Below are 25,239 nucleotides of genomic sequence, written 5' to 3' on the forward strand. Positions count from 1 at the left end.
AGTAAAACTGTTGGCGGTTTACTCAAATACCAACAACCCTTCGCTCAACAGATAGCGACAACAAGGAAAAGTGTATGATTTATCAGAGTGCAACGGTTAGCGTAGAGCTAATCGACAACAACATTGCCAAGCTTTGTTTTAACTCAGCTGGCTCGGTCAATAAGTTTGACCAAGAAACCGTAAAAGCCCTAGATGAGGCATTAGATGCAGTTAAAGCTGCAGCGCCTCGCGGTATGATCGTAACCAGTGGCAAGCCTGCCTTTATCGTTGGTGCCGACATTACTGAATTCCTAGGTCTATTTGCGGAAGATGACAGCACCATTATGGGCTGGATTGAGCAATCAAACTCAGTATTCAACAAGCTAGAAGACCTTCCGTTCCCAACCGTTTCTGCGGTTAACGGCTATGCCCTCGGCGGTGGTTGTGAAGCGATTCTGGCTACTGACTTCCGTATCGCTGACACTACAGCATCTATTGGTTTACCAGAGACTCAACTAGGCATTATCCCTGGTTTTGGTGGCACAGTACGTATGCCACGTCTGATTGGTGCCGATAACGCCCTAGAAATGATTACCACTGCCAAGCCTAAAAAGGCCGCAGCGGCGCTTAAGCTAGGCGTAGTAGATGGTGTTGTTGCACCAGATGCCCTAGAAGCTACCGCAGTAGCAACCGTAGAACGAGCCCTAGCAGGCGACCTAGACTGGCAAAAAGTGCGTGCTCAAAAGCAAGCACCTCTAACGCTATCAGACATTGAAGCAAAAATGTCATTCTACACCGCTAAAGGCATGGTATTTAAAGCTGCGGGCCCACACTACCCAGCACCAATGGCTGCCGTAGAGGTAGTAGAAGCTGCAGCTAAAATGAGCCGCACTGAAGCACTACAAGTAGAACACCAAGCCTTCCTAAAACTGGCTCGTACCGATGTGGCTAAAGCACTAATTGGTATCTTCCTGAATGATCAGTTTGTTAAAGGTAAAGCCAAGAAAGCCGGTAAAGCTGCGGCTAAAGTAGACAGCGCAGCGGTGCTAGGTGCTGGTATTATGGGTGGCGGCATTGCCTACCAAAGTGCAGTTAAAGGCACCCCAATTGTAATGAAAGACATTAACAATGCCGCATTACAACTTGGTCTAGATGAAGCCTCATCTAACCTAACCAAACAAATTCAACGTGGTCGTATGAAGCCTGCACAAATGGCAACGACCCTAAACAACATTACCCCATCACTTGAGTACTCTACCCTTAAAGATGCCAATGTTGTGATTGAAGCGGTAGTAGAAAATCCGAAAGTAAAAGGTATTGTATTGGCCGAGGTTGAGCAAAACGTTGCCGCTGATGCCATCATTACTTCAAATACTTCGACCATTTCTATCGACAAACTGGCTGAAAGCTTAAAAGATCCTTCACGTTTCTGTGGTATGCACTTCTTTAACCCAGTGCCAAAAATGCCACTAGTAGAGGTGATTCGTTCTAAGCACTCTTCAGACGAAACCATTGCTACTGTAGTGAACTACGCTACTAAGATGGGCAAGACCGCAATCGTAGTAAACGACTGTCCTGGGTTCTTTGTTAACCGTGTACTATTCCCATACTTTGCTGGCTTCACAGGCCTAATCAAGAGCGGTGCTGACTTCGCCCAAATTGATAAGGTAATGGAAAAGCAGTTCGGTTGGCCAATGGGCCCTGCGTACCTAATGGACGTAGTGGGCATGGATACCGGTGCACACTGTCAGGGTGTTATGGCCGAAGGTTTCCCTGAGCGTATGCCTGCAGATGGTAGCGATGCAGTAACCCAGCTTTACAAGAAAGACCGTCTAGGTCAGAAGAATGGCAAAGGCTTCTACGATTACGCCAAAGACAAGCGTGGCCGTATGCAGAAGACTGCCTCGGAAGAAGTGATCAACTACTTTGCAGAGCAATACGGTGAAGCAAAAGCCGTCGATAAAGACGAAGTGATTGCCCGCTGTATGATCCCAATGATTATTGAAACTGTTCGTTGTTTAGAAGAAGGCATTGTGGCTAGCCCAGCAGAAGCCGATATGGCGTTACTGTATGGCCTAGGCTTCCCAGCGTTCCGTGGTGGTGTATTCCGTTACATTGACACCATGGGTGTGGCCAAGTTTGTGGAGCTAGCAGATAGCTTTGCACACCTAGGTCCGCTATACCAAGTGACGCCAGCAATGCGTGACATGGCCGCAACTAACAGCACTTACTACAACGCTTAAGCTAAAAGGATATTTATCATGAAACAAGCCGTTATTGTCGATTGTATTCGTACACCAATGGGTCGTTCTAAAGCTGGCGTATTTCGTAATGTGCGCGCTGAAGTTTTATCGGCTCACCTAATGACGTCATTGCTAGAGCGTAACCCTGCCCTAGACCCTAATGACCTAGAAGACATTATTTGGGGTTGTGTTCAACAAACCCTAGAGCAAGGTTTTAACGTTGCTCGTAATGCCCAACTGTTAACTGACATTCCAAAACATGTGGCTGCTGTAACCGTAAACCGTTTATGCGGTTCATCAATGGAAGCCCTACACCAAGCTGTGCGCGCCATTAAAGCGGGCGACGGTGAAGCCTTTATTGTCGGTGGTGTTGAGCACATGGGTCACGTACCTATGAACCATGGTGTTGATTTTGCTCCAGAAATGGCAAACAACATCGCTAAAGCTTCGGGCATGATGGGTCTAACCGCTGAAATGCTATCTAAAGTTCATGGCATTAGCCGTGAGCAACAAGATGCCTTTGGTGCCCGTTCTCACCAACGTGCCCATGCCGCTACGGTTGAAGGTCGTTTTGATAATGAAATCGTCCCTACCCTAGGCCACGATGAAACAGGTGCGCCAGTATTGGTTAAGCACGATGAAGTGATTCGTCCTGAAACCACAGCCGAAAGCTTAAGCGCTCTACGCCCAGTATTTGACCCTGCCAACGGTACGGTAACTGCAGGTACCTCTTCTGCGCTTTCTGATGGTGCTTCTGCCATGCTAGTAATGGAAGAAGAAAAAGCCAAAGCTCTCGGTTTACCAATCCGTGCCCGCATTAAGTCAATGGCAGTGGCTGGTTGTGAAGCGGCTATCATGGGTTACGGCCCAGTACCTGCGACTCAAAAAGCTCTTAAGCGTGCAGGTCTAACCAAAGACGATATCGACCTATGGGAACTAAACGAAGCCTTTGCGGCGCAGGCATTGCCTGTAGTGAAAGACCTAGGCATTATGGATGTGGTAGACACCAAGGTGAACCTTAACGGTGGGGCGATTGCCCTTGGTCATCCACTAGGCTGTTCTGGTACTCGTATCTCGACGACCCTAATCAATCTAATGGAAGCCAACGATGCTAAGCTAGGCGTTGCCACCATGTGTATTGGTTTAGGCCAAGGCATTGCGACTGTATTCGAGCGCGTTTAAGTTCGAATAACAAAAGTGTGTTTCACGTGAAACACACTTCAAATAAATGATAAAGGCTGCATTTTGCAGCCTTTTTTATTGGGTAATAATTTAGATTTAGCTAAAATAGAGTTTTACATTTTAATTGTGATGAGAAATCATGAGCCAGTTTGAACAAGCAGACCACACTTTAGATGCCCTAGGCCTACGTTGCCCAGAACCCGTAATGATGATCCGTAAAAAAGTACGTGAACTGCAAAGCGGTGAAACCCTGCATGTGATTGCTGATGACCCATCAACCACTCGTGACATTCCATCCTTTTGCCAGTTTATGGACCACACCCTAGTGGCTAAAGCTGTAAATGATATGCCCTTGCACTACCTAATTCAGAAAGGCTAATGGGTAAAAGTAACAAGCTGTTACCAGCCCTTTTATTCCTACCCATAATATGAGATAAAAGTCTCTACACATTGTATACAACATAAGTAGAGGCTTAAATGAAACGCCCATTATCAGCCATCGCTTGCGCGGTGACCCTTGCTCTCCCTGTCTACGCCAAAGACACTCCTAAGTGGGATGTTAACAATCCTACTGATGCCAGTTTTAATACGGTAAAGATTAATACTGAACGTGGCACATGGATGAACGTATCCCTAAGCCCAGACGGTGACACTATCGTGTTTGACCTGTTAGGTGACATTTACACCATGGATGCCGATGGTGGCCAAGCGACCCCAATTCTAAAAGGCATTGGCTGGCACATGCAGCCAAGCTTTAGCCCTGACGGTAAGCGCATTGCCTTTACCTCAGACATGGGGGGCGGTGATAATATTTGGGTAATGGACGTGGACGGTAGCAACCTCAAGCAGGTCACCGATGAAAGTTTCCGCCTATTGAACAGCCCAGCATGGAGCCCAGACTCACAATACATTGTGGCCCGTAAGCACTTTACCGATACTCGGTCGTTAGGTGCCGGTGAGGTTTGGATGTACCACATTGAAGGCGGCAAAGGCGTGCAGTTAACTAAGCGCCCGAACGACCAAAAAGATTTAGGTGAACCTGCATTCTCACCCGATGGTCGTTACATTTACTTCAGCCAAGATGCCACCCCAGGCAAAACCTTCCACTATTCTAAAGACTCTGTAAAAGGCATTTATAAGATTAAGCGTTACGATACCGTAACCGGTGAAATTGAAGTACTGATCTCTGGCATGGGTGGCGCCATTCGCCCAACCCCAAGTCCAGATGGTAAACAGCTGGCCTACATTAAACGTGATGGCTTCCAGTCTACGCTATACAGCATGGACTTGGATTCAGGTGCGACCACAAAAATTACCGACAAACTTGACCGTGACATGCAAGAAACTTGGGCCATTCATGGTGTATACCCAACCATGAGCTGGACACCCGACAACCAGCATATTGTATTCTGGGGTGAAGGTAAGATTAACCAAGTAGAAGTGAACTCTGGCGAGGTGAAAAACATTCCATTTAAAGTGGAAGTAGAAAAACAAGTACAACCTGCCCTGCGCTTTGAACACAACCTAGACCAAGACAGTTTCACCACTAAGATGCTGCGTCACGTACAAGTGTCACCCGATGGCAAACAAGTGGTGTTTGAAGCCATGGGTAAGCTGTATGTCAAAGACCTAAAATCAGGCAAGCAAAAACGTTTAACTAAGCTGGCCGATAACATTTTTGAGGGCCATTCTAAATGGTCACACGATGGTAAATACATTGCCTACTCAACCTGGAATGACCAAGACCAAGGCTCAATTAAAGTTACTAAGGTAAGCAACCGTAACACCAAAACCCTAACTACTGCTCCAGGTAAATACGTTGAGCCTAGTTTCTCTGCTAATGATGAGCTAGTAACATTTCGTAACTTCCGTGGTGGTTACATTACTAACCCAGCATGGTCATTAAATACAGGCATCTATGTGGTAGACCGTGACGGCGGCAAACCAAAACGCATTAGCCAATCTGGTAAAGCGCCACACTTTGGCGGCAGCAACGACCGCGTTTACTTTACCGAAGCCGGCCATTCACAAACCTTAAGCTCAGTGGGCATTAATGGCTTTGAAAAGCGCAGCCATTATAAGTCGAAGTTGGCAACTGAATTTGTGGTCTCACCTAATGGCAAGCACCTCGCCTTCGCCGAAGGATTCAACGTGTATGCAACCCCATTTGCTAAGCATGGTGAATTGGTTGACATCGGTCCTAATGCCAAAGGCCTACCAGTAACTAAGTTATCAAGCCGTGCAGGTGAGAACATTAGCTGGAATGGTGAGTCTAATGAGATTTACTGGAGCTTAGGTGCCGACTTGTATCAGCAAAAACTCGATACTAACTACGCCGACAAAGCCGATGCAGAGCCAACCATTACCAATCTAGCCTTTGAACAAAAAGCTTATGTTCCACGTGAAACCATCGCCTTTGTTGGCGGCCAAGTGATCACCATGGAAGGCGACAAGGTAATTCAAAATGGTGTGGTCGTAGTAAAAGGCAACAAGATTGTCAGCGTGGGCGACAGTTCAACCAACATCCCTGCAAATGCCGCTGTGTACAACATTGAAGGTAAAACCATTATGCCAGGCATCTTTGATGCCCATGCCCACGGTGGCCAAGGCAGCGAAGAATTAACCCCACAACAAAACTGGGTAAACTACGCAGGCCTAGCGTTAGGGGTGACTTCGATTCACGATCCATCAAACGATACCACTGAAATTTTTGCTGCAGCAGAAATGCAAAAAGCCGGTAAGATTGTTGGCCCGCGTATTTTCTCAACCGGCACCATCGTTTATGGTGCCCATGGTGCAGGTTACTCTTCTAAGATTGAAAGCTATGAAGATGCCTACTTCCATGTAGAGCGCTTACAAAAAGCCGGTGCCATTTCGGTGAAAAGCTATAACCAACCTCGCCGCGAGCAACGTCAGCAAGTGATTAAAGCTGCCAAAGATTTAGGCATGATGGTGGTGCCTGAAGGCGGTTCATTACTGCAACATAACCTCACCATGGCGGTAGATGGTCACACCGGTTTAGAGCACTCACTGCCTGTGGCGAATCTGTATGATGATGTAAAACAGCTGTGGTCACAAACTGAGGTGGGTTACACCCCGACTCTGGTGGTGGCCTATGGTGGTATTTGGGGTGAAAACTACTGGTACGACAAAACCGATGTTTGGGCACACCCACGCCTCACTAAGTTTGTACCTAACGATATGCTGAAGCAACGTTCGATGCGGGTAACAACGGCACCTGACGAACACTACAACCACTTTAATGTGGCGCGTGTTGCCAACGAACTAAACGAGCTGGGAGTTAAATCTAACATTGGTGCCCACGGTCAACGTGAAGGTTTAGGCGCACACTGGGAAATTTGGATGTTCGCCCAAGGCGGCATGAGCAACCTAGAAGCGCTGAAAACCGCCACCATTAACCCGGCCTTCCATTTTGGTATGGACAAGTCTATTGGTTCAATTAAAGAAGGTAAGTTAGCTGACCTCATCGTGATTGACGGTAACCCACTAGATAACATCCGTGACTCAGACAAAGTGACTCACACCATGGTTAACGGTCGTCTGTTCGATGCCGAAACCATGAACGAGCTAAACGGCAAGAAAGTAAAACGTAACAAGTTTTACTTCGAAGATTAATCGTTAGATTAGTTCGGTTTTTGGAAATACCCCAGCTGTTATGGCTGGGGTATTTTTGTTTGAGAAGGTCTAAACTAGAACGGCAAACGCCGAAAGCGAAATAGGTGTTACTCTCAAAGTATTAGTTGTTTCACGTGAAACCATCAAGAGGCGAGTGACGAGAAGCGGGAGTCGAGGGGTTAATGTTTCACGTGAAACTTATCTAAGGGGAGTGATTTTAGCGGTTAGAAACCTAACTTCCCTATCTTGATGGGTCCTGTTTCATGTAAAACAAAGATTGGGTATGCTAGTCTATTAACTTTAACCAGTATGAGAATCAAGGATGATAATCTTAACAACTTTCATATTAATAATAATATCTATTCTTATAGTTTTTATTGAGAAAGAGCCTAAGACTCTTGTAACAATGAAATTAATAAAACAAAGGAAGCCTGGTAGCTACTACCTAAACTTTGATGATGGAAATATTTTAGATCCGAAGAAATCATTATCACAATTAAAAATATATAAAGTAGCTTGGCTGGTCATTACTTTATCGTCAATTGGTATTGCTACCGATATAGCTATGTATGATCAACTACCAAATAATTACTCTAGGAGTTTGTGGTGGTCTAACTTCATTAGTCATTTCAAAGTTCCTTTATCGTTAATAACTTTACTAGTACCTGTAATTGCGTTAATTGCTTCATTACACAAATCAAAGCAAACACAGTTACAGATAGAGATATCTGAACATATCAACAAAATGAATTTACACTTCAAATATAAAGAAGAATTTAAAAATTTTATAGCTAGATCGAAAAAACTTATATTTATTCAAGATAAGCATTCTGAATATATATATGAGATCATGTTTCCACATAGCAAGAATGGTGTATTCGATGGAGTCAACCCATTAGAAATAGACTTCATACCTTTTCCTGATAAAAAAGAAGCAATAGCAAAAGTATTAAAGAGATTTAAGCTGCTAGAGAGTCGGTTACCTTCTGACTTAGTAAATAAAGTTTATACCTACGAAAATCCTAATAATGAACAGATTGATTTGGAGCTTGAAAAAATATATAGGAATATTGGTGTTCTCTATAATGATTTAAATTCATTAAAAACATTTAAATTACACGTATAAATACCAAGTTAAACAATTTAAATTCACTTACCAATCGCTAATACACTGAATGGTATGTATCAACCCCCGACCTTTGGTCGCTTTGCTCGGGCTCGCCACATTACTAGGGTTAAGTGTCGCAGCAACGCAATTATCGCGCCAAATTGGAAGGGAATCTTGTTTGTGTGTTTCACGTGAAACATAAATAATAAAAAAGAATTCCAGTGCGATCTCGAGTCCGCGGCTAATCGCTTCGAGAACAAGGCAGCTAGGCTCCTAAGCCCTAGGAGTGTGGTTCGCCACATGACTAGGGTTAGGTGCCGCAGCGAACGCAGTTATCGCGCCAAATAGGACGGGAATCTTGTTGGCGCAATACAGAATAGCAACGCAAGATATAACTTACTCGCCCTTACAAAGCTCATAACACTTACAAGAAACTAAATGATCATTGACCATGCCTACCGCCTGCATAAACGCATAGCATATGGTCGGCCCTACAAACTTAAACCCCGCTTTTTTAAGCGCCTTACTCATGGCCTTAGACTCTTCGGTTTCGGCTGGCACCTGGCTGGCTTCGGTAAAACCATTATTAATGGTTTTGCCACCTACAAAGCTCCACAGAAATTCGCTGAAATCGATACCCTGCTTTTCTAGCTCTAGGTAAGCTTTGGCATTGGTGATGATGGCATTCACCTTTAGGCGGTTTCTAATAATGCCTTTATCTAGCAATAACCGTTCAACATCGTCTTGGGTGAACTTGGCAATATCCCGTGGCACAAAGTCGGCAAACAAGCGGTAGTAGTTATCTTGCTTCTTTAAAATGGTGATCCATGACAGGCCAGCTTGTTGGCCATCAAGGCAAAGCTTGGCAAATAGCTCGAGATTATCATGGGTTGGTCTGCCCCAAACCCTGTCGTGATAGTCCACATATATAGGGTCCGAAGTGCTCCAAGCGCATCTTGTTTCTTGCATCATTTAAAATCCTTGTAAATTATCACAAAATTGCCCTACTTTGATGGCGCTGTGCGTTGTATAATCAATGCAATTTTTTTAGGTTCCGGTTTTATCACAATGACTCAAAAGTACGATATTAAAACCTTTCAGGGCATGATCTTAGCATTACAAGATTATTGGGCCCAGTCAGGTTGCACCATTGTCCAGCCACTCGATATGGAAGTTGGCGCGGGCACCTCTCACCCAATGACTTGTTTACGCGCCATTGGCCCAGAGCCAATTAATACGGCATATGTCCAACCATCACGTCGCCCGACTGATGGTCGTTATGGTGAAAACCCGAACCGACTACAACATTATTACCAATTCCAGGTGATTATGAAACCATCACCGGACAATATCCAAGAGTTATACCTTGGCTCATTAGAAGCATTAGGTATTGATACTCTAGTACACGATATTCGTTTTGTTGAAGATAACTGGGAAAACCCTACCTTAGGTGCTTGGGGTCTTGGTTGGGAAGTATGGCTAAACGGTATGGAAGTAACTCAGTTTACATACTTCCAGCAAGTAGGCGGCCTAGAGTGTAAGCCAGTAACAGGCGAGATCACTTACGGTATTGAGCGTCTAGCCATGTACATCCAAGAAGTAGACAGTGTGTACGACTTAATATGGAACCATGGTCCAAATGGCCCAGTTACCTACGGTGACATTTTCCACCAAAACGAAGTGGAACAGTCTACCTATAACTTTGAACATGCTGATGTGGATTTCCTATTCACTTTCTTTGACCAGTGTGAAAAAGAGTGTAAACAATTACTAGAGCTTGAGAAGCCATTACCGCTTCCAGCGTACGAGCGCGTTCTTAAAGCAGGTCACGCATTCAACCTGTTAGATGCTCGCAAAGCAGTATCTGTAACCGAGCGTCAACGTTACATTCTGCGTATTCGTGATTTAACTAAAGGTGTGGCAGAAGCGTATTATGCCTCCCGTGAAGCCCTTGGTTTCCCTATGTGCAAAAAGGATGAGAAATAATGAGTCAAAATTTCTTAATTGAATTAGGTACCGAAGAACTACCACCAACGCAACTGCGTACCCTTGCACAGGCATTTCATGACAACCTAAAAGCTGGTTTAACAAGTGCAGAATTAACCTTTGACTCGATACTGTGGTATGCCACACCTCGTCGTATGGCAGTAAAAGTGCTTGGTTTAGCCGACCGCCAAGCTGACAAAGTAGTAGAAAAGCGTGGTCCTGCAGTCGCCGTTGCTTTTGACGCTGATGGTCAGCCGACTAAAGCCGCTCAAGGTTGGGCCCGTGGTAATGGCATCACCGTTGAGCAAGCTGATCGACTCAAAACAGATAAAGGCGAATGGCTACTACATAAAGAACAAGTAGAAGGTAAAGCCACAAAAGATATCATCGTTGAATTAGCCGACGTGGCATTGAACAACCTACCTATTGCTAAACCAATGCGTTGGGCTGACAAGACGACTCAATTTATTCGTCCAGTGAAAACCCTAACCATGCTAATGGGTGGCGAGCTAATTAACGGTGAGATTTTAGGGGTTCAGTCTAATAATGTTATCCGTGGGCACCGCTTTATGGGTGAGTCAGAATTCACGATTGAGCACGCTGACCAATACCCAGAAATTCTAGAAACCAAAGGTAAAGTCATCGCTGACTACGACCGTCGTAAGCAAATCATTATCGAAGGTTCTATCGAGGCGGCGAAAGCCATTGGCGGTAACGTTGAACTAGAAGACGACCTAGTAGAAGAAGTGACTTCTCTGGTTGAATGGCCAATCGTACTTACCGCTAAATTTGAACAAGAGTTCTTAAAAGTACCTTCAGAAGCTTTGGTTTACACCATGAAAGGTGACCAAAAGTACTTCCCTGTTTATGATGATAACAAAGCACTACTGCCTAACTTCATTTTTGTGACTAACATTGAGTCCAAAGATCCGCAGCAAATTATTGAAGGTAACGAAAAAGTCGTTCGCCCTCGCCTAGCAGATGCTGAGTTCTTCTTTAACACTGACCGTAAGAAGAAACTGGTCGATCGTTTACCTATGCTGGAAAAAGCTATTTTCCAGAAAAAACTGGGTACCATCAAAGACAAAACGGACCGAATTGTTGAGCTAGCTGCCTATATCGCTGAGCAAATTGGTGCAGACGTTACCGATACTCGCCGTGCCGCTACCCTAGCTAAGTGTGACCTAATGACGGACATGGTGTTCGAATTTACCGACACTCAAGGTGTTATGGGTATGCACTATGCCCGTCACGATGGCGAAAAAGAAGAAGTAGCAGTAGCCCTAAACGAGCAGTACATGCCACGTTTTGCCGGCGATCAACTGCCTTCAAGCAAACTAGCAAGCGCCGTTGCTATGGCTGACAAGCTAGATACCATCGTCGGTATTTTCGGTATTGGCCAGGCGCCAAAAGGGTCTGATCCTTTTGCCCTACGTCGTGCCTCTTTAGGTGTGCTGCGTATTATCGTTGAAAACGGTTTCACCCTAGACCTTGTTGACCTAATTGCTAAAGCACAGGAACTACTAGGCGACAAGCTAAGCAACGACACAGTGGCCGATGACGTACTGACCTTTATGCTAGGTCGTTTCCGTACTTGGTACCAGGATGCGGGTTACGGTGTAGACGTAATTCAAGCGGTTCTTGCTCGCACCCCAACTAAGCCTGCAGATTTTGATTCCCGAGTAAAAGCGGTAGCCAGTTTTAAAGCATTAGAAGCTTCTGAATCACTAGCCGCAGCAAACAAGCGTGTCGGTAATATTCTTGCTAAGTACGACGGTACGTTATCTGCGAGTATTAATGCTGAACTGCTTGTTGAAGAGGCTGAAGTCGCACTCGCTGACACACTACAACAGCTTAATAACAAGCTACAGAGTGCATTTGAAAATAATGATTACCAATGCGCATTAACAGAACTTGCTGCCCTTCGTGAGCCAGTGGATGCGTTCTTTGATGGTGTGATGGTAATGGCTGATGATGAAGCAATTAAACAAAATCGTTTAGCCATGCTTAATCAATTGCGAGAACTATTCTTACGCACAGCTGACATCTCCATGCTGCAAAAGTAAGCAATAACTAACCAAAAAGTGAGCAAGCGCTCACTTTTTGCCCAAACCCGCTTTTTGCGGGTTTTTTATTTCCTGAAAAACGGCGAATGAGAGTTGAAGGGCCTTAGTTGCAAGGTTGATGCGGGTGAAGCGAAGCACTATTTAATTTGGCTGGCTAGCAAGAATCAAGCTCCATAACCAGCAACAAAAAAGCACGCCAATAGGCGTGCTTTAATATGTAAACCGTCAGGCCAATAAAATTAGAAATCTAGATTTTCTACATTCAGCGCGTTGGTCTCAATAAACTCACGGCGTGGCTCAACTTGATCACCCATTAATGTTGTGAACAGTTGATCTGCCGCTACCGCATCTTCAACAGTTACTTGCAGCATACGACGAGCCTCTGGGTCCATAGTGGTTTCCCAAAGTTGACTTGGGTTCATCTCGCCTAGACCTTTATAGCGTTGAATGTATAAACCGCGTTTTGATTCATGCATTAACCATTCTAAAGCATCAATAAAACTAGCCACTGGCTTACTACGCTCACCACGACGAACAAAACCGCCCTCTTCAATCATGCCGTTAATTTGCTCACCTAGCTTAGCAATCGCTTGGTAATCTTTCGACTTGAAGAAATCATTAGTGAAGGTGTAGTTACGGTCAATACCGTGCATACGTACGGTAAATACCGCATCGCCATCAATAATTTCAGACGAGTATAAAATGCCTTCAGATTCAAGCTCAATAAGCTCTTTAACCAACGCCTCGGACCAAACTTTAAGCCCTTCAGCATTTAGATTCGCTTCTGATAACCCAGCCTGGTATGGCAAACGCTGTACCAACTTTTCAGGGTATAGCTTAGCAAGTCGATTTAAAATACCTTCAACATTACGGTACTCTTTTACTAAACTTTCTAGTGGCGCACCGCTGATACCAGGAGCTTCAGCATTGGTATGAATGCTCGATTTATCCAGTGCTAACGTAGTTAGGTACTGGGTTAATGCTGGATCGTCTTTTAGGTACTGCTCTTGTTTGCCTTTTTTCACCTTGTATAACGGTGGTTGAGCAATGTAGATGTAACCACGCTCAATGAGCTCTGGCATTTGACGGAAGAAGAACGTCAGTAGCAGAGTTCGAATGTGAGAACCATCCACATCAGCATCGGTCATGATGATGATGTTATGGTAACGGGTCTTGTCTGGGTTGTATTCGTCACGACCAATGCCACAACCCATTGCAGTAATCAGTGTGGCAACCTCTTGTGAAGAAAGCATTTTGTCGAAGCGTGCTTTCTCAACATTAAGAATTTTACCTTTGAGCGGCAGAATCGCTTGGTTCTTACGGTTACGGCCTTGCTTGGCAGAACCACCCGCCGAGTCACCCTCCACTATGTATAGTTCAGAAAGTGCTGGGTCTTTCTCCTGACAGTCAGCCAGTTTACCTGGTAAGCCTGCTAGGTCTAACGCGCCCTTACGGCGTGTCATTTCACGAGCTTTACGGGCCGCTTCACGGGCACGGGCAGCATCAATAATTTTACCAACAATGGTCTTAGCGTCAGTTGGGTTTTCTAATAAGAAATCACCAAAGCGTTCAGACATAGAGCTTTCAACCGCAGATTTAACTTCGCTTGATACTAGCTTGTCTTTGGTCTGTGATGAGAACTTAGGATCAGGCACTTTCACTGAGATAACCGCAGTTAGACCTTCACGGGCATCATCACCGGTGGCGCTGGTTTTGTTTTTCTTATTAAAACCTTCACGCTCCATGTAAGCATTCATGTTACGCGTTAATGCCCCACGAAAACCTGCAAGGTGAGTACCGCCATCACGTTGTGGAATGTTATTGGTAAAACAGAAAATGTTTTCTTGGAAACCATCATTCCATTGCATCGCAACTTCAACCGTAATGCCATCTTCACGTTCTTGGGTGAAATGGAATACGTTTTTGTTGATGGTGGTTTTGTTTTGGTTTAGGTAATCAACGAACGCACTGATACCACCTTCGTATTTGAAGTGATCAGACTTACCGTCACGCTCGTCTAATAATTTAATCGACACACCAGAGTTTAGGAACGAAAGCTCGCGCAGACGCTTAGCTAAAATGTCGTAGTGGAAAGTGATATCAGAGAAAATAGTTGGGCTTGGCCAGAAACGGATTTCTGTACCAGAGTTTTGCGCATCGCCAATCACTCCTAACGGAGCATCAGGTTCACCTAGGCTATAGGTTTGCTGATGAATTTTTGCTTCACGCTTAATGGTCAGTTGCAGTTTATCAGACAGCGCATTTACTACCGATACACCTACACCGTGCAGACCACCAGAAACTTTATAAGAGTTGTCATCAAACTTACCACCTGCGTGCAGGACCGTCATAATAACTTCCGCCGCCGATACGCCCTCTTCTGGGTGAATACCGACTGGAATACCACGACCATCATCGCTGACTGATACAGAACCATCCGCGTGAATGGTCACGTTAATGTCTTCACAGTGGCCAGCCAAAGCTTCATCAATAGAGTTATCGACAACTTCGAACACCATATGGTGCAAACCAGAACCGTCATCGGTATCACCGATGTACATACCCGGACGCTTACGGACGGCATCCAAGCCTTTTAATACCTTAATACTCGAAGAATCGTAACTTTCAGACATGTCTTTCTCTCATGTATTTTATTTTTGCTCAACCACTTTACCCTGTTCCACATGGAACATCTTGCTTGGAGGCTGTGACAACGAATCTATTATTGCGCTCGGCTCAATGGCGGTAACCAATATCTGAGCCTGTGTTAGCTGAAGCTGGGACAGTAATAACCCTCTATGCTTGGCATCGAGTTCTGATGGCAAATCATCAACCAAATAAATACTGTCTTTACCTGTTTGCTGTGCTAATAATTGCCCTTGAGCAATTCTCAAAGCACACACAAGTAACTTTAACTGTCCACGGGAAAGCGCATCTTGTGCTGGCATATTGCCAACCTTAAGTCGCAGGTCTGCTTTATGCGGGCCTGAAACAGTATAACCAAGCTCTCTATCTCTTTGATTTTGCTTGGCTAACACTTCCTGATAGGAGAGAGTTTTATCCCATCCCTGATAATAACTTACTACAACATTTTTGTCAGGAAGAAACTGTTCGATTATACCCTTTAATACCTCATTTAACGAGGCTATATAGTTATTTCTAAGGGATGAAACTTGCTCAGCGAGATTTATTAACTCTTTATCCCAAGGATTAAGCATTGCAGGGGAGGATTGACTTTTTAGCAGTGCATTTCGCTGTTTTAATAAACGCTTGGTGGCCGCCCATAATCGGTGAAAAGTGGGCTGGGAATGAAATACTCCCCAATCCATAAATTGTCTTCTGGCTTTGGGACCTTCAAACAGGATGGCAAAACTTTCGGGGGTAATAATTTGAATAGGTAAAATAGCTGTCAGTTGAGCCAAGCCCTTGGTATTTTCCCCATTAATACGGATTTCATTATTGCCACTGCGCTGTCGACGAATACCAATCTTATTTAACTCTTCAGCAAAAAACACCTGGCCAAACACGGTACACTCACTGTGTTGTGTATTAATGATGCGTTGGGATAAGTGACTGCGAAAAGATCGTCCCATGCCAAGAAAATAAGCCGCTTCTAATATCGAGGTTTTACCACTCCCATTAGCGCCATAAATAAGGTTCAGCCCATCGGCAAGTTGCAAATGGGCTGAACTGAAATTACGAAAATTACTGCAATGTAACTGCTTTAACAAAGGGTCACGAACCTAAATGCGCATCGGCATGACAACGTACATGGAATCCTGAAAATCACAGTTTTCAATAAGCACACTGGAACCACCATCTTTCAGAGTTAGACGCACATCTTTACAGGTTAAGCCATTCATCACATCTAATAGATAAGACACGTTAAACCCGATTTCTATGTCATCGCCCTGATAGTCGATATCAATTATTTCTACCGCTTCTTCTTGCTCTGGATTATTGGCTGTAATTTTCATTTGGCCATTAGTCACATTAAGCTGTACGCCACGGAACTTTTCATTACATAAAATAGAGGCCCGTAACAAGCATTGGCGCAGCCATTCGCGGTCGGCTACTACCACTTTATCACCGCCTTTTGGCAGTACTCGCTCGTAATCCGGGAAGCGCCCATCCACCAATTTAGAGGTTAAGGTCGAGTCGTTAGTTGCGGCGCGAATGGAATTTTGGCCGATAGCAATCGCAATCGTTGCTTCAGGGTTATCTAATAAGCGCGATAACTCAACCACGCCTTTACGTGGCACAATCATTTGCTTTTTAGGGAGTGAATGTTCGATATTTCGATAACTTAATGCTAGACGATGACCATCAGTCGCAACAGTTCGCAACACGTTACCATCGGTTTCAAACAACAAACCATTAAGATAATAACGAACATCTTGGTTAGCCATCGAGAATTGAGTTGCTTCAATTAATGACTTAAGCGTTCCTTGAGTCAGAGTAAGCTCAATATCCGGCTGCCACTCATCAATATTGGGATAATCGCTGGCGGGTAATGTAGAAAGCGAGAATCGAGATCGGCCAGAGATGAGCAATAATCGGTCACCAGCCAATTCGATATTAATAGGTGCCTCAGGCAAAGAACGGACAATATCTAAAAACTTTTTCGCGGGAACTGTAGTACTACCAACAACTACATTTCCTTCTAGAGGAATTTGACCTACAAGTTCTACTTCTAAATCGGTGCCTGTTAGGCGTAATTGCTGCTCAGTTACCTGAACCAGGATGTTTGCCAAAATAGGTAAATTATGACGACGCTCAACTGCGCCAGATACCAACTGTATAGGTTTTAATAGTGAATCCCTATCTATGGTAAATTTCATATTATCCAAGTTCCCTTAAACGTTTATGACGATAAAGTACGAATTAAATTCGCATAATCTTCTTTAATATCGTGGCTTTCTTCTTTTAACTGTTCAATCTTACGACATGCGTGCAGCACCGTAGTATGGTCACGCCCACCAAAAGCATCACCGATTTCTGGTAAGCTGTGGTTAGTCAGTTCTTTTGCTAATGCCATTGCCACCTGGCGCGGACGAGCGACCGAACGAGAACGACGTTTAGAAAGTATATCAGCCAGTTTTATTTTGTAATATTCTGCAACGGTTTTCTGAATATTGTCTATAGTTACCAGTTTTTCTTGTAATGACAAGAGATCTCTTAGTGCTTCACGCACAAAGTCAATGGTAATAGGACGACCGGTAAAGTTGGCGTTAGCCATGACACGGTTTAATGCACCTTCAAGCTCACGTACGTTAGAACGTAACCGTTTAGCAATAAAGAAGGCCACTTCGTCAGGTAAGTGAATACCACTCTCTTCGGCCTTGCGCATTAAAATGGCAACTCGAGTTTCAAGCTCTGGAGGCTCAATCGCGACCGTTAAGCCCCACCCAAAGCGAGACTTAAGACGGTCTTCTACGCCATCAATTTCTTTCGGGTAACGATCAGAGGTAAGAATGATCTGGTGGTTGCCTTCCAAAAGGGCGTTAAAGGTGTGGAAGAATTCTTCCTGGGATCGGTCTTTATTAGCAAAAAACTGAATGTCATCGATCAGTAATGCATCCACACTACGATAAAAGCGCTTAAATTCTTCAATCGCGTTGTTTTGCAGCGCCTTAACCATATCTTGCACAAAGCGCTCAGAATGCATATAAACCACCTTGGCGTTTTTCTTACCCGCCATAATGCCATTACCCACAGCATGCAAAAGGTGAGTTTTACCAAGACCAGTCCCACCGTATAAGAATAATGGGTTGTAGGCACCACCTGGGTTTTCAGCTACTTGCATAGCGGCAGCCCGGCCTAATTGGTTTGATTTACCTTCAACAAAGTTATCAAACTGATAATTAGGGTTGATATTGCTGCGATGGTTAGGAACTAGGTTAGTTTCAGGTTTCGTTTCCGATCTAGTTAAATTCGATGCGCTTGCTTTAGGCTTTGTTTTCGATTCAACAGCAGGACTTTCAGGCTTTGCCACCGGCTTAGATCCGATATCAAAACGCAGTTTAGGTGCATTGTCACCTAGCTGCTCTTGCAGGAACTGATTGATACTATTAAGGTACTTATCTGTAACCCAATCCAGTACGAAGCGATTCGGTGCATACAAGACCAAAGTGTCACCACTGTGCTCGGCTTGCAGGGGACGTATCCACATATTGTATTGCTGGGCAGGCATTTCATCCTGTAGCCATTTACCACATTGCAGCCAGAGCGCGTCAGACACAATTATTTCCTAAAGTTATTCCCAAACGATTTGTTTATTCTATCCCTTGCAGTGGATAAGTGCTAGAGTATTTTCAACTTTATACACAATTAGGATCGAACAAAGATCTGATCTTGATCATAATCTTTAATTTATCACTATATATGTAGTAATTTACTTATATTAAGGCTTATAAATGGATCGGTTCTGATCTATAATCGCCGCCCCTTAGGATCTTTGTACCTAAAGAAACACTATATATTGTGTCTCTCCACAAAGTTATCCACAATAAAATGAGGATTTTTGGGTTAATTGTAAAAAAACAATCATTACTTCAATATCTGTGACATACAATGGTTGACGCTGATGGTTAAAATCATTACAATTTCGCCTCTTTTTACGCTGGCTCAATTAATTGTGCTGTAAACATTAACTACTAAAGACGGATTGCCAAGACAATGAGTAAACGTACTTTTCAACCTACAAACCTGAAGCGCAAGCGCACTCACGGCTTCCGTGCTCGCATGGCTACTAAAAACGGTCGCGCAGTTATCGCTCGCCGTCGCGCAAAGGGTCGTGCTAGCCTAGCTGTTTAATCAGCTGGTTGGTAATAAAGGTGAATAATTCATACACCTTCCCTAGGGAGTTACGTCTGTTAACTCCCAAAAACTTTCAAAATGTCTTTTCGAATCCCGTTCGAGCATCCACCCCTGAGCTCACTTTACTTGCTGTTCCCAATAAACTTGAGCATCCACGCTTAGGATTAACCATATCCAAAAAAAATGTAAAGCTTGCTTGTAAACGGAATCGTTTGAAACGCATTATTCGTGAAAGTTACCGCCTGCATCAACATCAGCTTCCTGCTGTCGATATTGTCGCCATTGGTAAAAAAGGCATACAAGATCTCGATAATCCAGCGCTTCATAAAATGGTAGAAAAGCTATGGCGAAAACTTACTCGCCGCTACAACGGCTAAGCTTCGCTATTATTCGAGGCTACCAACTGGGTATTAGTCCATTATTAGGACCACGTTGCAGGTTTCATCCAACTTGTTCTAGCTACGCTATTGAAGCAATAAAAATCTACGGATTTGCAAAAGGCAGTTGGCTATCTATTAAACGCATATTAAAATGCAATCCTATGAATCCTGGTGGCAATGATCCTGTCCCAGAAAAAACCAATAGGCATGAAAAATAACTTATGGAATCACAACGCAATATATTATTGATTGGCTTGCTGTTAGTTTCATTCTTTTTGTTCCAAGCATGGCAAGAAGAACAGAACCCACAGCCAGTAACAGCACCGCAAACGCAATCAACGACCACTACTGCTAACACCGCTATAAATAGCGATGTACCAATGGCAGAAACCAGCATCGCTCAAGCAACGGTTAACTCTGCAGAACTGATTTCTGTTAAAACTGACCAGTTTGACCTAAAAATAAACCCTGTTGGTGGTGACATTGTTGCAGCCTCTTTACTGCAACACCAAGCGGTACAAGGTGAGCAAGCTCCATTTGTTTTGCTAGAGCAAGGTAACAACTTTACCTATATTGCTCAGTCAGGCCTGATTGGTAAAGACGGTATCGATACGACTGCAGGTCGTGCGGCATTCAGCTCAGAGCAAACCAGCTACGAACTCGCCGAAGACCAAGACCAACTGAAAGTAACCCTTACCCTAGTGGCTGATAACGGCGTGAATTACCAAAAGTACTTCATCTTTAGCCGTGGCAAAGGCCAAATCAAAGTGGGTTACCAAATTGAAAACACCACCGCTGCCCCTCTTCAGATGCAGATGTACGGTCAGCTAAAACAGTCTATTACCCAAGGTGAAGGCTCGATGATGATGCCTGTTTACCGTGGTGGGGCTTACTCAACTGCAGATGTTAACTATGAAAAGTATGACTTTGCAGACATGGGTGAAGAAGACTTAGACAAGCGCACTATTGGTGGCTGGGTAGCAATGCTGCAACACTACTTTGTGTCTGCATGGGTGCCACCTGCAAGCGATCAAAATTTACTGTTTTCTCGCATTAATGCGGGCGGTCTAGCTAATATTGGCTACCGTGGTGCGCTAATTAACGTTGCACCAAACAGCACCCAAAACATTGAAGCTGATCTATACGTTGGCCCTAAGTATCAAGACCAGCTATCAGACATTTCTGAAAGCCTAAACCTTGTTGTAGATTATGGTTTCCTATGGTGGTTAGCAGAACCAATTCACTGGCTACTGATGTTATTCCAAGGATTAGTAGTTAACTGGGGTGCGGCAATTATTATGGTTACCCTAGCGGTACGTGGTGCGCTATACCCGCTAACGAAAGCACAATACACTTCTATGGCGAAAATGCGTCAGCTACAACCTAAGCTGAAACAACTGCAAGACCGCTACGCGGACGACCGCCAGAAGTTAGGCCAAGCCATGATGGAACTGTACAAGAAAGAGAAAGTTAACCCTATGGGTGGCTGTCTACCTATCCTACTACAGATGCCAATCTTCATTGCTCTATACTGGGTACTTCTAGAAAGCGTAGAATTGCGTCACGCACCGTTTATGTTATGGATCACAGACCTTTCAGTACAAGATCCATACTACGTACTACCTCTACTAATGGGTGCTTCTATGTTCCTAATGCAGAAGATGCAACCAATGCCTGCTAACATGGATCCTATGCAACAGAAGATGATGCAGTACATGCCTGTGGTATTTACTATCTTCTTCCTATGGTTCCCTGCCGGTCTGGTTCTATACTGGTTAGTAGGTAACTTAGTTGCTATCGCCCAGCAAATGTACATTTACAAAGCCCTAGATAAGCAAGGTCTTAAGTAAAGTATAGCCATTCGGCTAAAAGGCGGCCCTAGGTCGCCTTTTTTATTAGAGAGAAACTAAATGCAATTAAGCAATGACACTATCGTCGCCCAAGCAACGGCCACAGGTAAAGGTGGCGTAGGGATTGTTCGAGTTTCTGGCCCTGATGCCAAAACTGTTGCCGAGGCTATTCTAGGTAAAGTGCCTAAAACCCGTATGGCGGAATACCTGCCATTTAAAGACAGCGACAACATGGTGATTGATCAAGGTATTGCGCTGTACTTTGAAGGCCCAAACTCATTTACCGGTGAAGATGTCCTTGAGCTACAAGGCCACGGCGGTCAAATCGTTATGGACATGCTGCTGCGCGCGGCGGTTAAGGTAAACAAGGTTCGCCAAGCCCGCCCAGGTGAGTTTTCTGAGCGTGCCTTCTTAAACGATAAGCTGGATTTAGCCCAAGCGGAAGCCATTGCTGACTTAATTGATGCCACCAGCGAACAGGCGGCGAAAAACGCCTTAAACAGCTTACAGGGTGAGTTCTCTAACCGTGTTCACCACTTAGTTGAACAACTAACCCGCCTACGCATTTATGTGGAAGCAGCGATTGATTTTCCCGATGAAGAAGTCGATTTTTTATCGGACGGTAAAATTGCTGGCGATCTCTACCAAATCATTGATGACTTAGCGGCAGTTAAACGTTCAGCCAGCCAAGGGGCGATTATTCGTGAAGGCATGAAAGTGGTGATTGCGGGTCGTCCTAATGCCGGTAAATCGTCCCTGCTCAATGCCCTAGCAGGTAAAGAATCGGCGATTGTGACCGACATTGCTGGTACTACCCGTGACGTGCTGCGTGAACACATTCATATTGATGGTATGCCACTACATATTATTGATACCGCAGGTCTGCGTGAAGCCACCGATGCCGTTGAGCAAATTGGTATTGAACGCGCCTGGGAAGAAATTGAACAAGCCGACCGGGTATTATTTGTGGTTGATGGCACCACCACCGAAGAGTTAGATCCAGCCAAAATCTGGCCTGACTTTATGGCACGTCTCCCTAAGGACATGGGCTTAACCGTCATTCGCAACAAAGCGGACATGACCGGCGAAAGCATTAAAACCAGTGAAGACCACGGCCACCCGGTTTACCCACTGTCGGCTAAAACCAAACTTGGCCTTGATGCACTGACCGGGCATCTAAAAGACTGCATGGGCTACCAAGGTTCCACCGAAGGCAGCTTCAGTGCCCGTCGTCGCCATATTGAAGCGATTGAAACCGCCGAGCAACACTTAGAGATTGGTAAAGAGCAGCTAGAAGTCTTTCAAGCAGGCGAACTGCTAGCCGAAGAACTGCGCAGCGCCCAACAAAGCCTAAGTGAAATCACTGGTGAATTTAGTGCCGATGATTTGCTAGGAAGGATCTTCTCGAGTTTTTGTATTGGTAAGTAGATACGAGAGTCGAGGTGCGAGAGCGCTTCGCTTCGAGAGACGAAATAAGCCGAACGTTATGTTCGGCTTTTTTATTAATTTAGTCTTTCAGGAACGACCGAATCTTCTGACTTGAACATAAGTTCAGCCTGGGCGATTTTAGTATCTGCTTCATTCCTAGAAAGAATATTTTGATCGGCTAACCAATTAAACTTATTTATTTCCTGTTGGAGTTCATTCTCAAGATTTACCTCTCCATACCATTGCAGCAACTGAGTTTTACGACGCTTATTAAGTTCATTAATAATGTTGTCATGCTGACTGTCTTGGATAATGAAGATATTACCTCTTTCATTAGAAAACACTGAAAACTTAACTTTTGTGAAAGCAGACCAAGCCACACAACCTAAGCCAATATAAAACCAAAAACCTTTGCCAACTAAAGAAAGGCCTTCACTATATGCAAGTCCAAACTGGATGATTCCAATAACAATCCAAAGGTAGCCAACGTTTCTTAACCAATCATTCTGTTCAATTTGAACCGAGTGTTTCTGAGGAAAGTCAGCATAGTTATGATCTATATCCCCTGACCCCGATTTATCTGCATAAGCAAAATTAAAGTAATTATCTTTCAATTGAAATGTATGCTTAAAAGAACCTTTTTTCTGTATAAATTCCATTTAAATTTCCTACCTCTATATAATTACAATGGCTAGAATCAGTAACTCTAACCCACACAAGATACAGGAAAAATAGCACCTGAAAAACCTTTAAATCATGGATTATTTAATTCAATATCAGCTAGTTATGCTTTGCAAGATTTGACTGGGTTAGCAATGCCGCCACCTTTAGAGGTGAAGCAGTCATCTAATAGGGTGCAATAGCAAAACTCGACATCCAGTTTCCAACGTTCGTTGTTCACTTTTAGCCATAAATCATGGCTATTTTGATGATCGTATAATTTAAAAAAGACTCTATCTTGCTGAGCAGGCAACACAATATTATTAATCACAGACGTCAGGGTTGCCCCTTCTTCAATAGAAATCGTCGTTGAATTAAACTTATCGAAAAGTGACTGGTAGGCTTTATATTCTGCATTACAGCAAGCCACCATAAAGTTACCTACTTCATTGTAGGGCTTACCATCATAAATTAACTTTGCACTATGGATAATCGCTGGTCCAGAGCCCGAATTTTTAATAGTAAAAGCAATAGCAGGCTTTTTAGCAGCCTCATCATAGTTACTATGAGTGAACCCCATTAACGGGAAAGTCATCGCCTTAACCTGTTTTTCAGCCGCACTGGCCTGCATATAAGTGGCATAAAACGATGCCAAAGAGATTAAAATGGCACATAACGCGATAAGAAGATTAAGCCTATCCGCCGCCAAAAAAGAACGCCCTTTACCCACAGAATATCCCTATTTTTCTTTGATGATCCTCATTAAGGATAAATTAACAGGCATATCCCATTGAAATCAATGTTAAATATTTTTGTGGAATCGTTGGTATAGATTTGAAGCTGTAATTTAAACCTTGTTTTGCTTTTATAGCTAGGGAGTCGCGGTGGCGACAGCACCCAAGGGGAGACCGGGCTGCGCCCTCCCCTTGGAACCCCTCCGCAGCCCCCGCAGTCTGCGTGACCTTAATTTTCATTCGTTAATGTACGAGTACGGTCAGATTCGCCATCCATGGCTCAAACTGACCTTCTTGGGCATCCATGCCCAATCCCTCTATTAACTCAATCAAATTAAGCGCAGACAGAAGGGTAAATGCTACCACTATCAAAGTTTGTAAAGTTGAATGAGTACTTATTAACTGGTACTTTGAGTAAATATCTGCTGAAAGTTAAAAATATCGAGCTCCCTATAAATAACTCCACTCTTATAAAAAAAGCAACTGCTCTTACCTTCAACGCTATTTGTATCCTATTAGGGCTATTAGGGCTCGTTACACTGATTATCTCGAGTTCTTCTGAATACCAAAGAATAATGGAAAGCCTATCTAGCATAGGGGCTTTTATGAGCGGATTATCGGGTTTTTCACTCGCTATTATCGCTTTACTATCACTAAATACTTGGAAAAAGCAGATCATTTACAACAAAAATATAGAATTAATATGGAAAGCCAAAAGCGCATTAAAAGACCTAGAAAATAAACTCTATCAGTATCAAGCTATATCTGTGTTGCGTGATCCCACCAATATAAAATGGCGACCACAAAGTGAATTAATTCCAATACAAAAAGAAGTGCAAAAATCACATGATTATTTCTGTAATTTTTGCTCTCAAATTGATGCTAACATTGCTGAAAATGATGCTAAATATCAAAACTTAGCATTAATTATTATCAGCTACACCCCTAACCAAATACATATCAAAAGTAGTATTGATGTTAATAGATCAATTTCAAATATTCCTATTATGAATGAACAACTCAAAGAACTTGAGTTATCAATAGAGCCATAGCATTTCTTTCACCCAACTCCCTCCCCTCACTTTATCCTTAATTCTATTAAATTGATGAACTGCTTGAAATGAGTTTTAAATAAAATGTCACCAATACGAATTACGTCCTGATGCTC

20 protein-coding genes are annotated in these 25,239 nt (G+C 43.8%); 13 read left to right on the plus strand and 7 right to left on the minus strand.

Features of this window, described 5'->3' with window-relative positions; genetic code table 11:
* The first annotated feature begins 74 nt into the window (after positions 1-74).
* The 5 genes from fadB (at position 75) to GFB48_RS12740 (ending at position 8,166) form a co-directional block, all read left to right on the plus strand.
* Complete coding sequence (fadB, locus tag GFB48_RS12720) at positions 75-2,222, plus strand: fatty acid oxidation complex subunit alpha FadB (RefSeq protein WP_163936299.1); 2,148 nt, start codon at positions 75-77, stop codon at positions 2,220-2,222.
* A gap of 18 nt (positions 2,223-2,240) precedes the next feature.
* Positions 2,241-3,404 (plus strand): acetyl-CoA C-acyltransferase FadA, encoded by a 1,164-nt coding sequence (fadA, locus tag GFB48_RS12725; RefSeq protein ID WP_163936302.1) that lies wholly within the window; start codon positions 2,241-2,243, stop codon positions 3,402-3,404.
* 139 nt (positions 3,405-3,543) lie between these two features.
* Entirely contained in the window at positions 3,544-3,783 is a 240-nt protein-coding gene (tusA, locus tag GFB48_RS12730; protein WP_163936304.1) for a sulfurtransferase TusA, read from the plus strand.
* A 98-nt stretch (positions 3,784-3,881) separates the two neighbouring features.
* Entirely contained in the window at positions 3,882-7,040 is a 3,159-nt protein-coding gene (locus GFB48_RS12735; protein WP_163936307.1) for an amidohydrolase family protein, read from the plus strand.
* Positions 7,041-7,362: 322 nt separating this feature from the next.
* Positions 7,363-8,166, plus strand: a complete 804-nt coding sequence (locus tag GFB48_RS12740) for a hypothetical protein (protein ID WP_163936309.1) — start codon at positions 7,363-7,365, stop codon at positions 8,164-8,166.
* A 378-nt stretch (positions 8,167-8,544) separates the two neighbouring features.
* On the opposite strand, the gene GFB48_RS12745 is transcribed toward GFB48_RS12740, so the two are convergent.
* On the minus strand, positions 8,545-9,117 hold the full coding sequence (locus GFB48_RS12745) for a DNA-3-methyladenine glycosylase I (protein ID WP_163936433.1): 573 nt from the start codon (positions 9,115-9,117) through the stop codon (positions 8,545-8,547).
* A 99-nt stretch (positions 9,118-9,216) separates the two neighbouring features.
* Between GFB48_RS12745 and glyQ the strand changes: the two genes are divergently transcribed.
* Together glyQ and glyS are read left to right on the plus strand one after the other, a co-directional pair.
* On the plus strand, positions 9,217-10,134 hold the full coding sequence (glyQ, locus tag GFB48_RS12750; RefSeq protein ID WP_163936312.1) for a glycine--tRNA ligase subunit alpha: 918 nt from the start codon (positions 9,217-9,219) through the stop codon (positions 10,132-10,134).
* Entirely contained in the window at positions 10,131-12,200 is a 2,070-nt protein-coding gene (gene glyS, locus GFB48_RS12755) for a glycine--tRNA ligase subunit beta (protein ID WP_205597737.1), read from the plus strand. The genes glyQ and glyS overlap by 4 nt, the downstream gene beginning before the upstream one ends.
* A gap of 239 nt (positions 12,201-12,439) precedes the next feature.
* Here the strand turns inward: glyS and gyrB are convergent, their stop codons facing one another.
* Genes gyrB through dnaA form a run of 4 tightly spaced genes read right to left on the minus strand, consistent with a single transcriptional unit; the run spans position 12,440 to position 18,441 of the window.
* Entirely contained in the window at positions 12,440-14,833 is a 2,394-nt protein-coding gene (gyrB, locus tag GFB48_RS12760) for a DNA topoisomerase (ATP-hydrolyzing) subunit B (RefSeq protein WP_163936318.1), read from the minus strand.
* Between the two features lie 18 nt (positions 14,834-14,851).
* Positions 14,852-15,931 (minus strand): DNA replication/repair protein RecF, encoded by a 1,080-nt coding sequence (gene recF / locus GFB48_RS12765; RefSeq protein ID WP_163936321.1) that lies wholly within the window; start codon positions 15,929-15,931, stop codon positions 14,852-14,854.
* Between the two features lie 12 nt (positions 15,932-15,943).
* Positions 15,944-17,041: a DNA polymerase III subunit beta gene (gene dnaN / locus GFB48_RS12770; RefSeq protein WP_163936324.1), complete on the minus strand. Its 1,098-nt coding sequence runs from the start codon at positions 17,039-17,041 to the stop codon at positions 15,944-15,946.
* A 23-nt stretch (positions 17,042-17,064) separates the two neighbouring features.
* The gene (gene dnaA, locus GFB48_RS12775) at positions 17,065-18,441 is read right to left on the minus strand and encodes a chromosomal replication initiator protein DnaA (RefSeq protein WP_163936327.1); all 1,377 of its coding nucleotides are present in this window, start codon (positions 18,439-18,441) and stop codon (positions 17,065-17,067) included.
* Between the two features lie 437 nt (positions 18,442-18,878).
* Here dnaA and rpmH point away from each other — a divergent pair, with 437 nt between their 5' ends.
* Genes rpmH through mnmE form a run of 5 tightly spaced genes read left to right on the plus strand, consistent with a single transcriptional unit; the run spans position 18,879 to position 22,677 of the window.
* Positions 18,879-19,016 (plus strand): 50S ribosomal protein L34, encoded by a 138-nt coding sequence (rpmH, locus tag GFB48_RS12780; protein ID WP_163936330.1) that lies wholly within the window; start codon positions 18,879-18,881, stop codon positions 19,014-19,016.
* 20 nt (positions 19,017-19,036) lie between these two features.
* Positions 19,037-19,396: a ribonuclease P protein component gene (gene rnpA, locus GFB48_RS12785; protein ID WP_205597736.1), complete on the plus strand. Its 360-nt coding sequence runs from the start codon at positions 19,037-19,039 to the stop codon at positions 19,394-19,396.
* Positions 19,363-19,617: a membrane protein insertion efficiency factor YidD gene (gene yidD / locus GFB48_RS12790; RefSeq protein WP_163936333.1), complete on the plus strand. Its 255-nt coding sequence runs from the start codon at positions 19,363-19,365 to the stop codon at positions 19,615-19,617. The genes rnpA and yidD overlap by 34 nt, the downstream gene beginning before the upstream one ends.
* Before the next feature lie 3 nt (positions 19,618-19,620).
* On the plus strand, positions 19,621-21,249 hold the full coding sequence (gene yidC, locus GFB48_RS12795) for a membrane protein insertase YidC (protein WP_163936336.1): 1,629 nt from the start codon (positions 19,621-19,623) through the stop codon (positions 21,247-21,249).
* A 60-nt stretch (positions 21,250-21,309) separates the two neighbouring features.
* Positions 21,310-22,677 carry a tRNA uridine-5-carboxymethylaminomethyl(34) synthesis GTPase MnmE gene (gene mnmE, locus GFB48_RS12800; RefSeq protein WP_163936339.1) on the plus strand — a complete coding sequence of 456 codons (1,368 nt, stop codon included), beginning with the start codon at positions 21,310-21,312 and terminating at the stop codon, positions 22,675-22,677.
* A gap of 74 nt (positions 22,678-22,751) precedes the next feature.
* Here the strand turns inward: mnmE and GFB48_RS12805 are convergent, their stop codons facing one another.
* On the minus strand, positions 22,752-23,336 hold the full coding sequence (locus tag GFB48_RS12805; RefSeq protein WP_163936342.1) for a hypothetical protein: 585 nt from the start codon (positions 23,334-23,336) through the stop codon (positions 22,752-22,754).
* 125 nt (positions 23,337-23,461) lie between these two features.
* Positions 23,462-24,067 carry a hypothetical protein gene (locus tag GFB48_RS12810; RefSeq protein WP_163936344.1) on the minus strand — a complete coding sequence of 202 codons (606 nt, stop codon included), beginning with the start codon at positions 24,065-24,067 and terminating at the stop codon, positions 23,462-23,464.
* 387 nt (positions 24,068-24,454) lie between these two features.
* Between GFB48_RS12810 and GFB48_RS12815 the strand changes: the two genes are divergently transcribed.
* Complete coding sequence (locus tag GFB48_RS12815; protein ID WP_163936347.1) at positions 24,455-25,123, plus strand: hypothetical protein; 669 nt, start codon at positions 24,455-24,457, stop codon at positions 25,121-25,123.
* Positions 25,124-25,239 lie beyond the last annotated feature (116 nt).

This window comes from Paraferrimonas sp. SM1919 (genome assembly GCF_010993985.1).
In the GTDB taxonomy this organism is placed as follows: domain Bacteria; phylum Pseudomonadota; class Gammaproteobacteria; order Enterobacterales; family Shewanellaceae; genus SM1919.

Coding starts and splice junctions, on each gene's coding strand:
- gyrB (WP_163936318.1), bottom strand. CDS start 14,833: ATGTCTGAAAGTTACGATTCTTCGAGTATTAAGGTATTAAAAGGCTTG.
- yidC (WP_163936336.1), top strand. CDS start 19,621: ATGGAATCACAACGCAATATATTATTGATTGGCTTGCTGTTAGTTTCA.
- GFB48_RS12740 (WP_163936309.1), top strand. CDS start 7,363: ATGATAATCTTAACAACTTTCATATTAATAATAATATCTATTCTTATA.
- fadB (WP_163936299.1), top strand. CDS start 75: ATGATTTATCAGAGTGCAACGGTTAGCGTAGAGCTAATCGACAACAAC.
- GFB48_RS12805 (WP_163936342.1), bottom strand. CDS start 23,336: ATGGAATTTATACAGAAAAAAGGTTCTTTTAAGCATACATTTCAATTG.
- rpmH (WP_163936330.1), top strand. CDS start 18,879: ATGAGTAAACGTACTTTTCAACCTACAAACCTGAAGCGCAAGCGCACT.
- tusA (WP_163936304.1), top strand. CDS start 3,544: ATGAGCCAGTTTGAACAAGCAGACCACACTTTAGATGCCCTAGGCCTA.
- yidD (WP_163936333.1), top strand. CDS start 19,363: ATGGCGAAAACTTACTCGCCGCTACAACGGCTAAGCTTCGCTATTATT.
- fadA (WP_163936302.1), top strand. CDS start 2,241: ATGAAACAAGCCGTTATTGTCGATTGTATTCGTACACCAATGGGTCGT.
- dnaN (WP_163936324.1), bottom strand. CDS start 17,041: ATGAAATTTACCATAGATAGGGATTCACTATTAAAACCTATACAGTTG.
- GFB48_RS12745 (WP_163936433.1), bottom strand. CDS start 9,117: ATGCAAGAAACAAGATGCGCTTGGAGCACTTCGGACCCTATATATGTG.
- glyQ (WP_163936312.1), top strand. CDS start 9,217: ATGACTCAAAAGTACGATATTAAAACCTTTCAGGGCATGATCTTAGCA.
- GFB48_RS12735 (WP_163936307.1), top strand. CDS start 3,882: ATGAAACGCCCATTATCAGCCATCGCTTGCGCGGTGACCCTTGCTCTC.
- mnmE (WP_163936339.1), top strand. CDS start 21,310: ATGCAATTAAGCAATGACACTATCGTCGCCCAAGCAACGGCCACAGGT.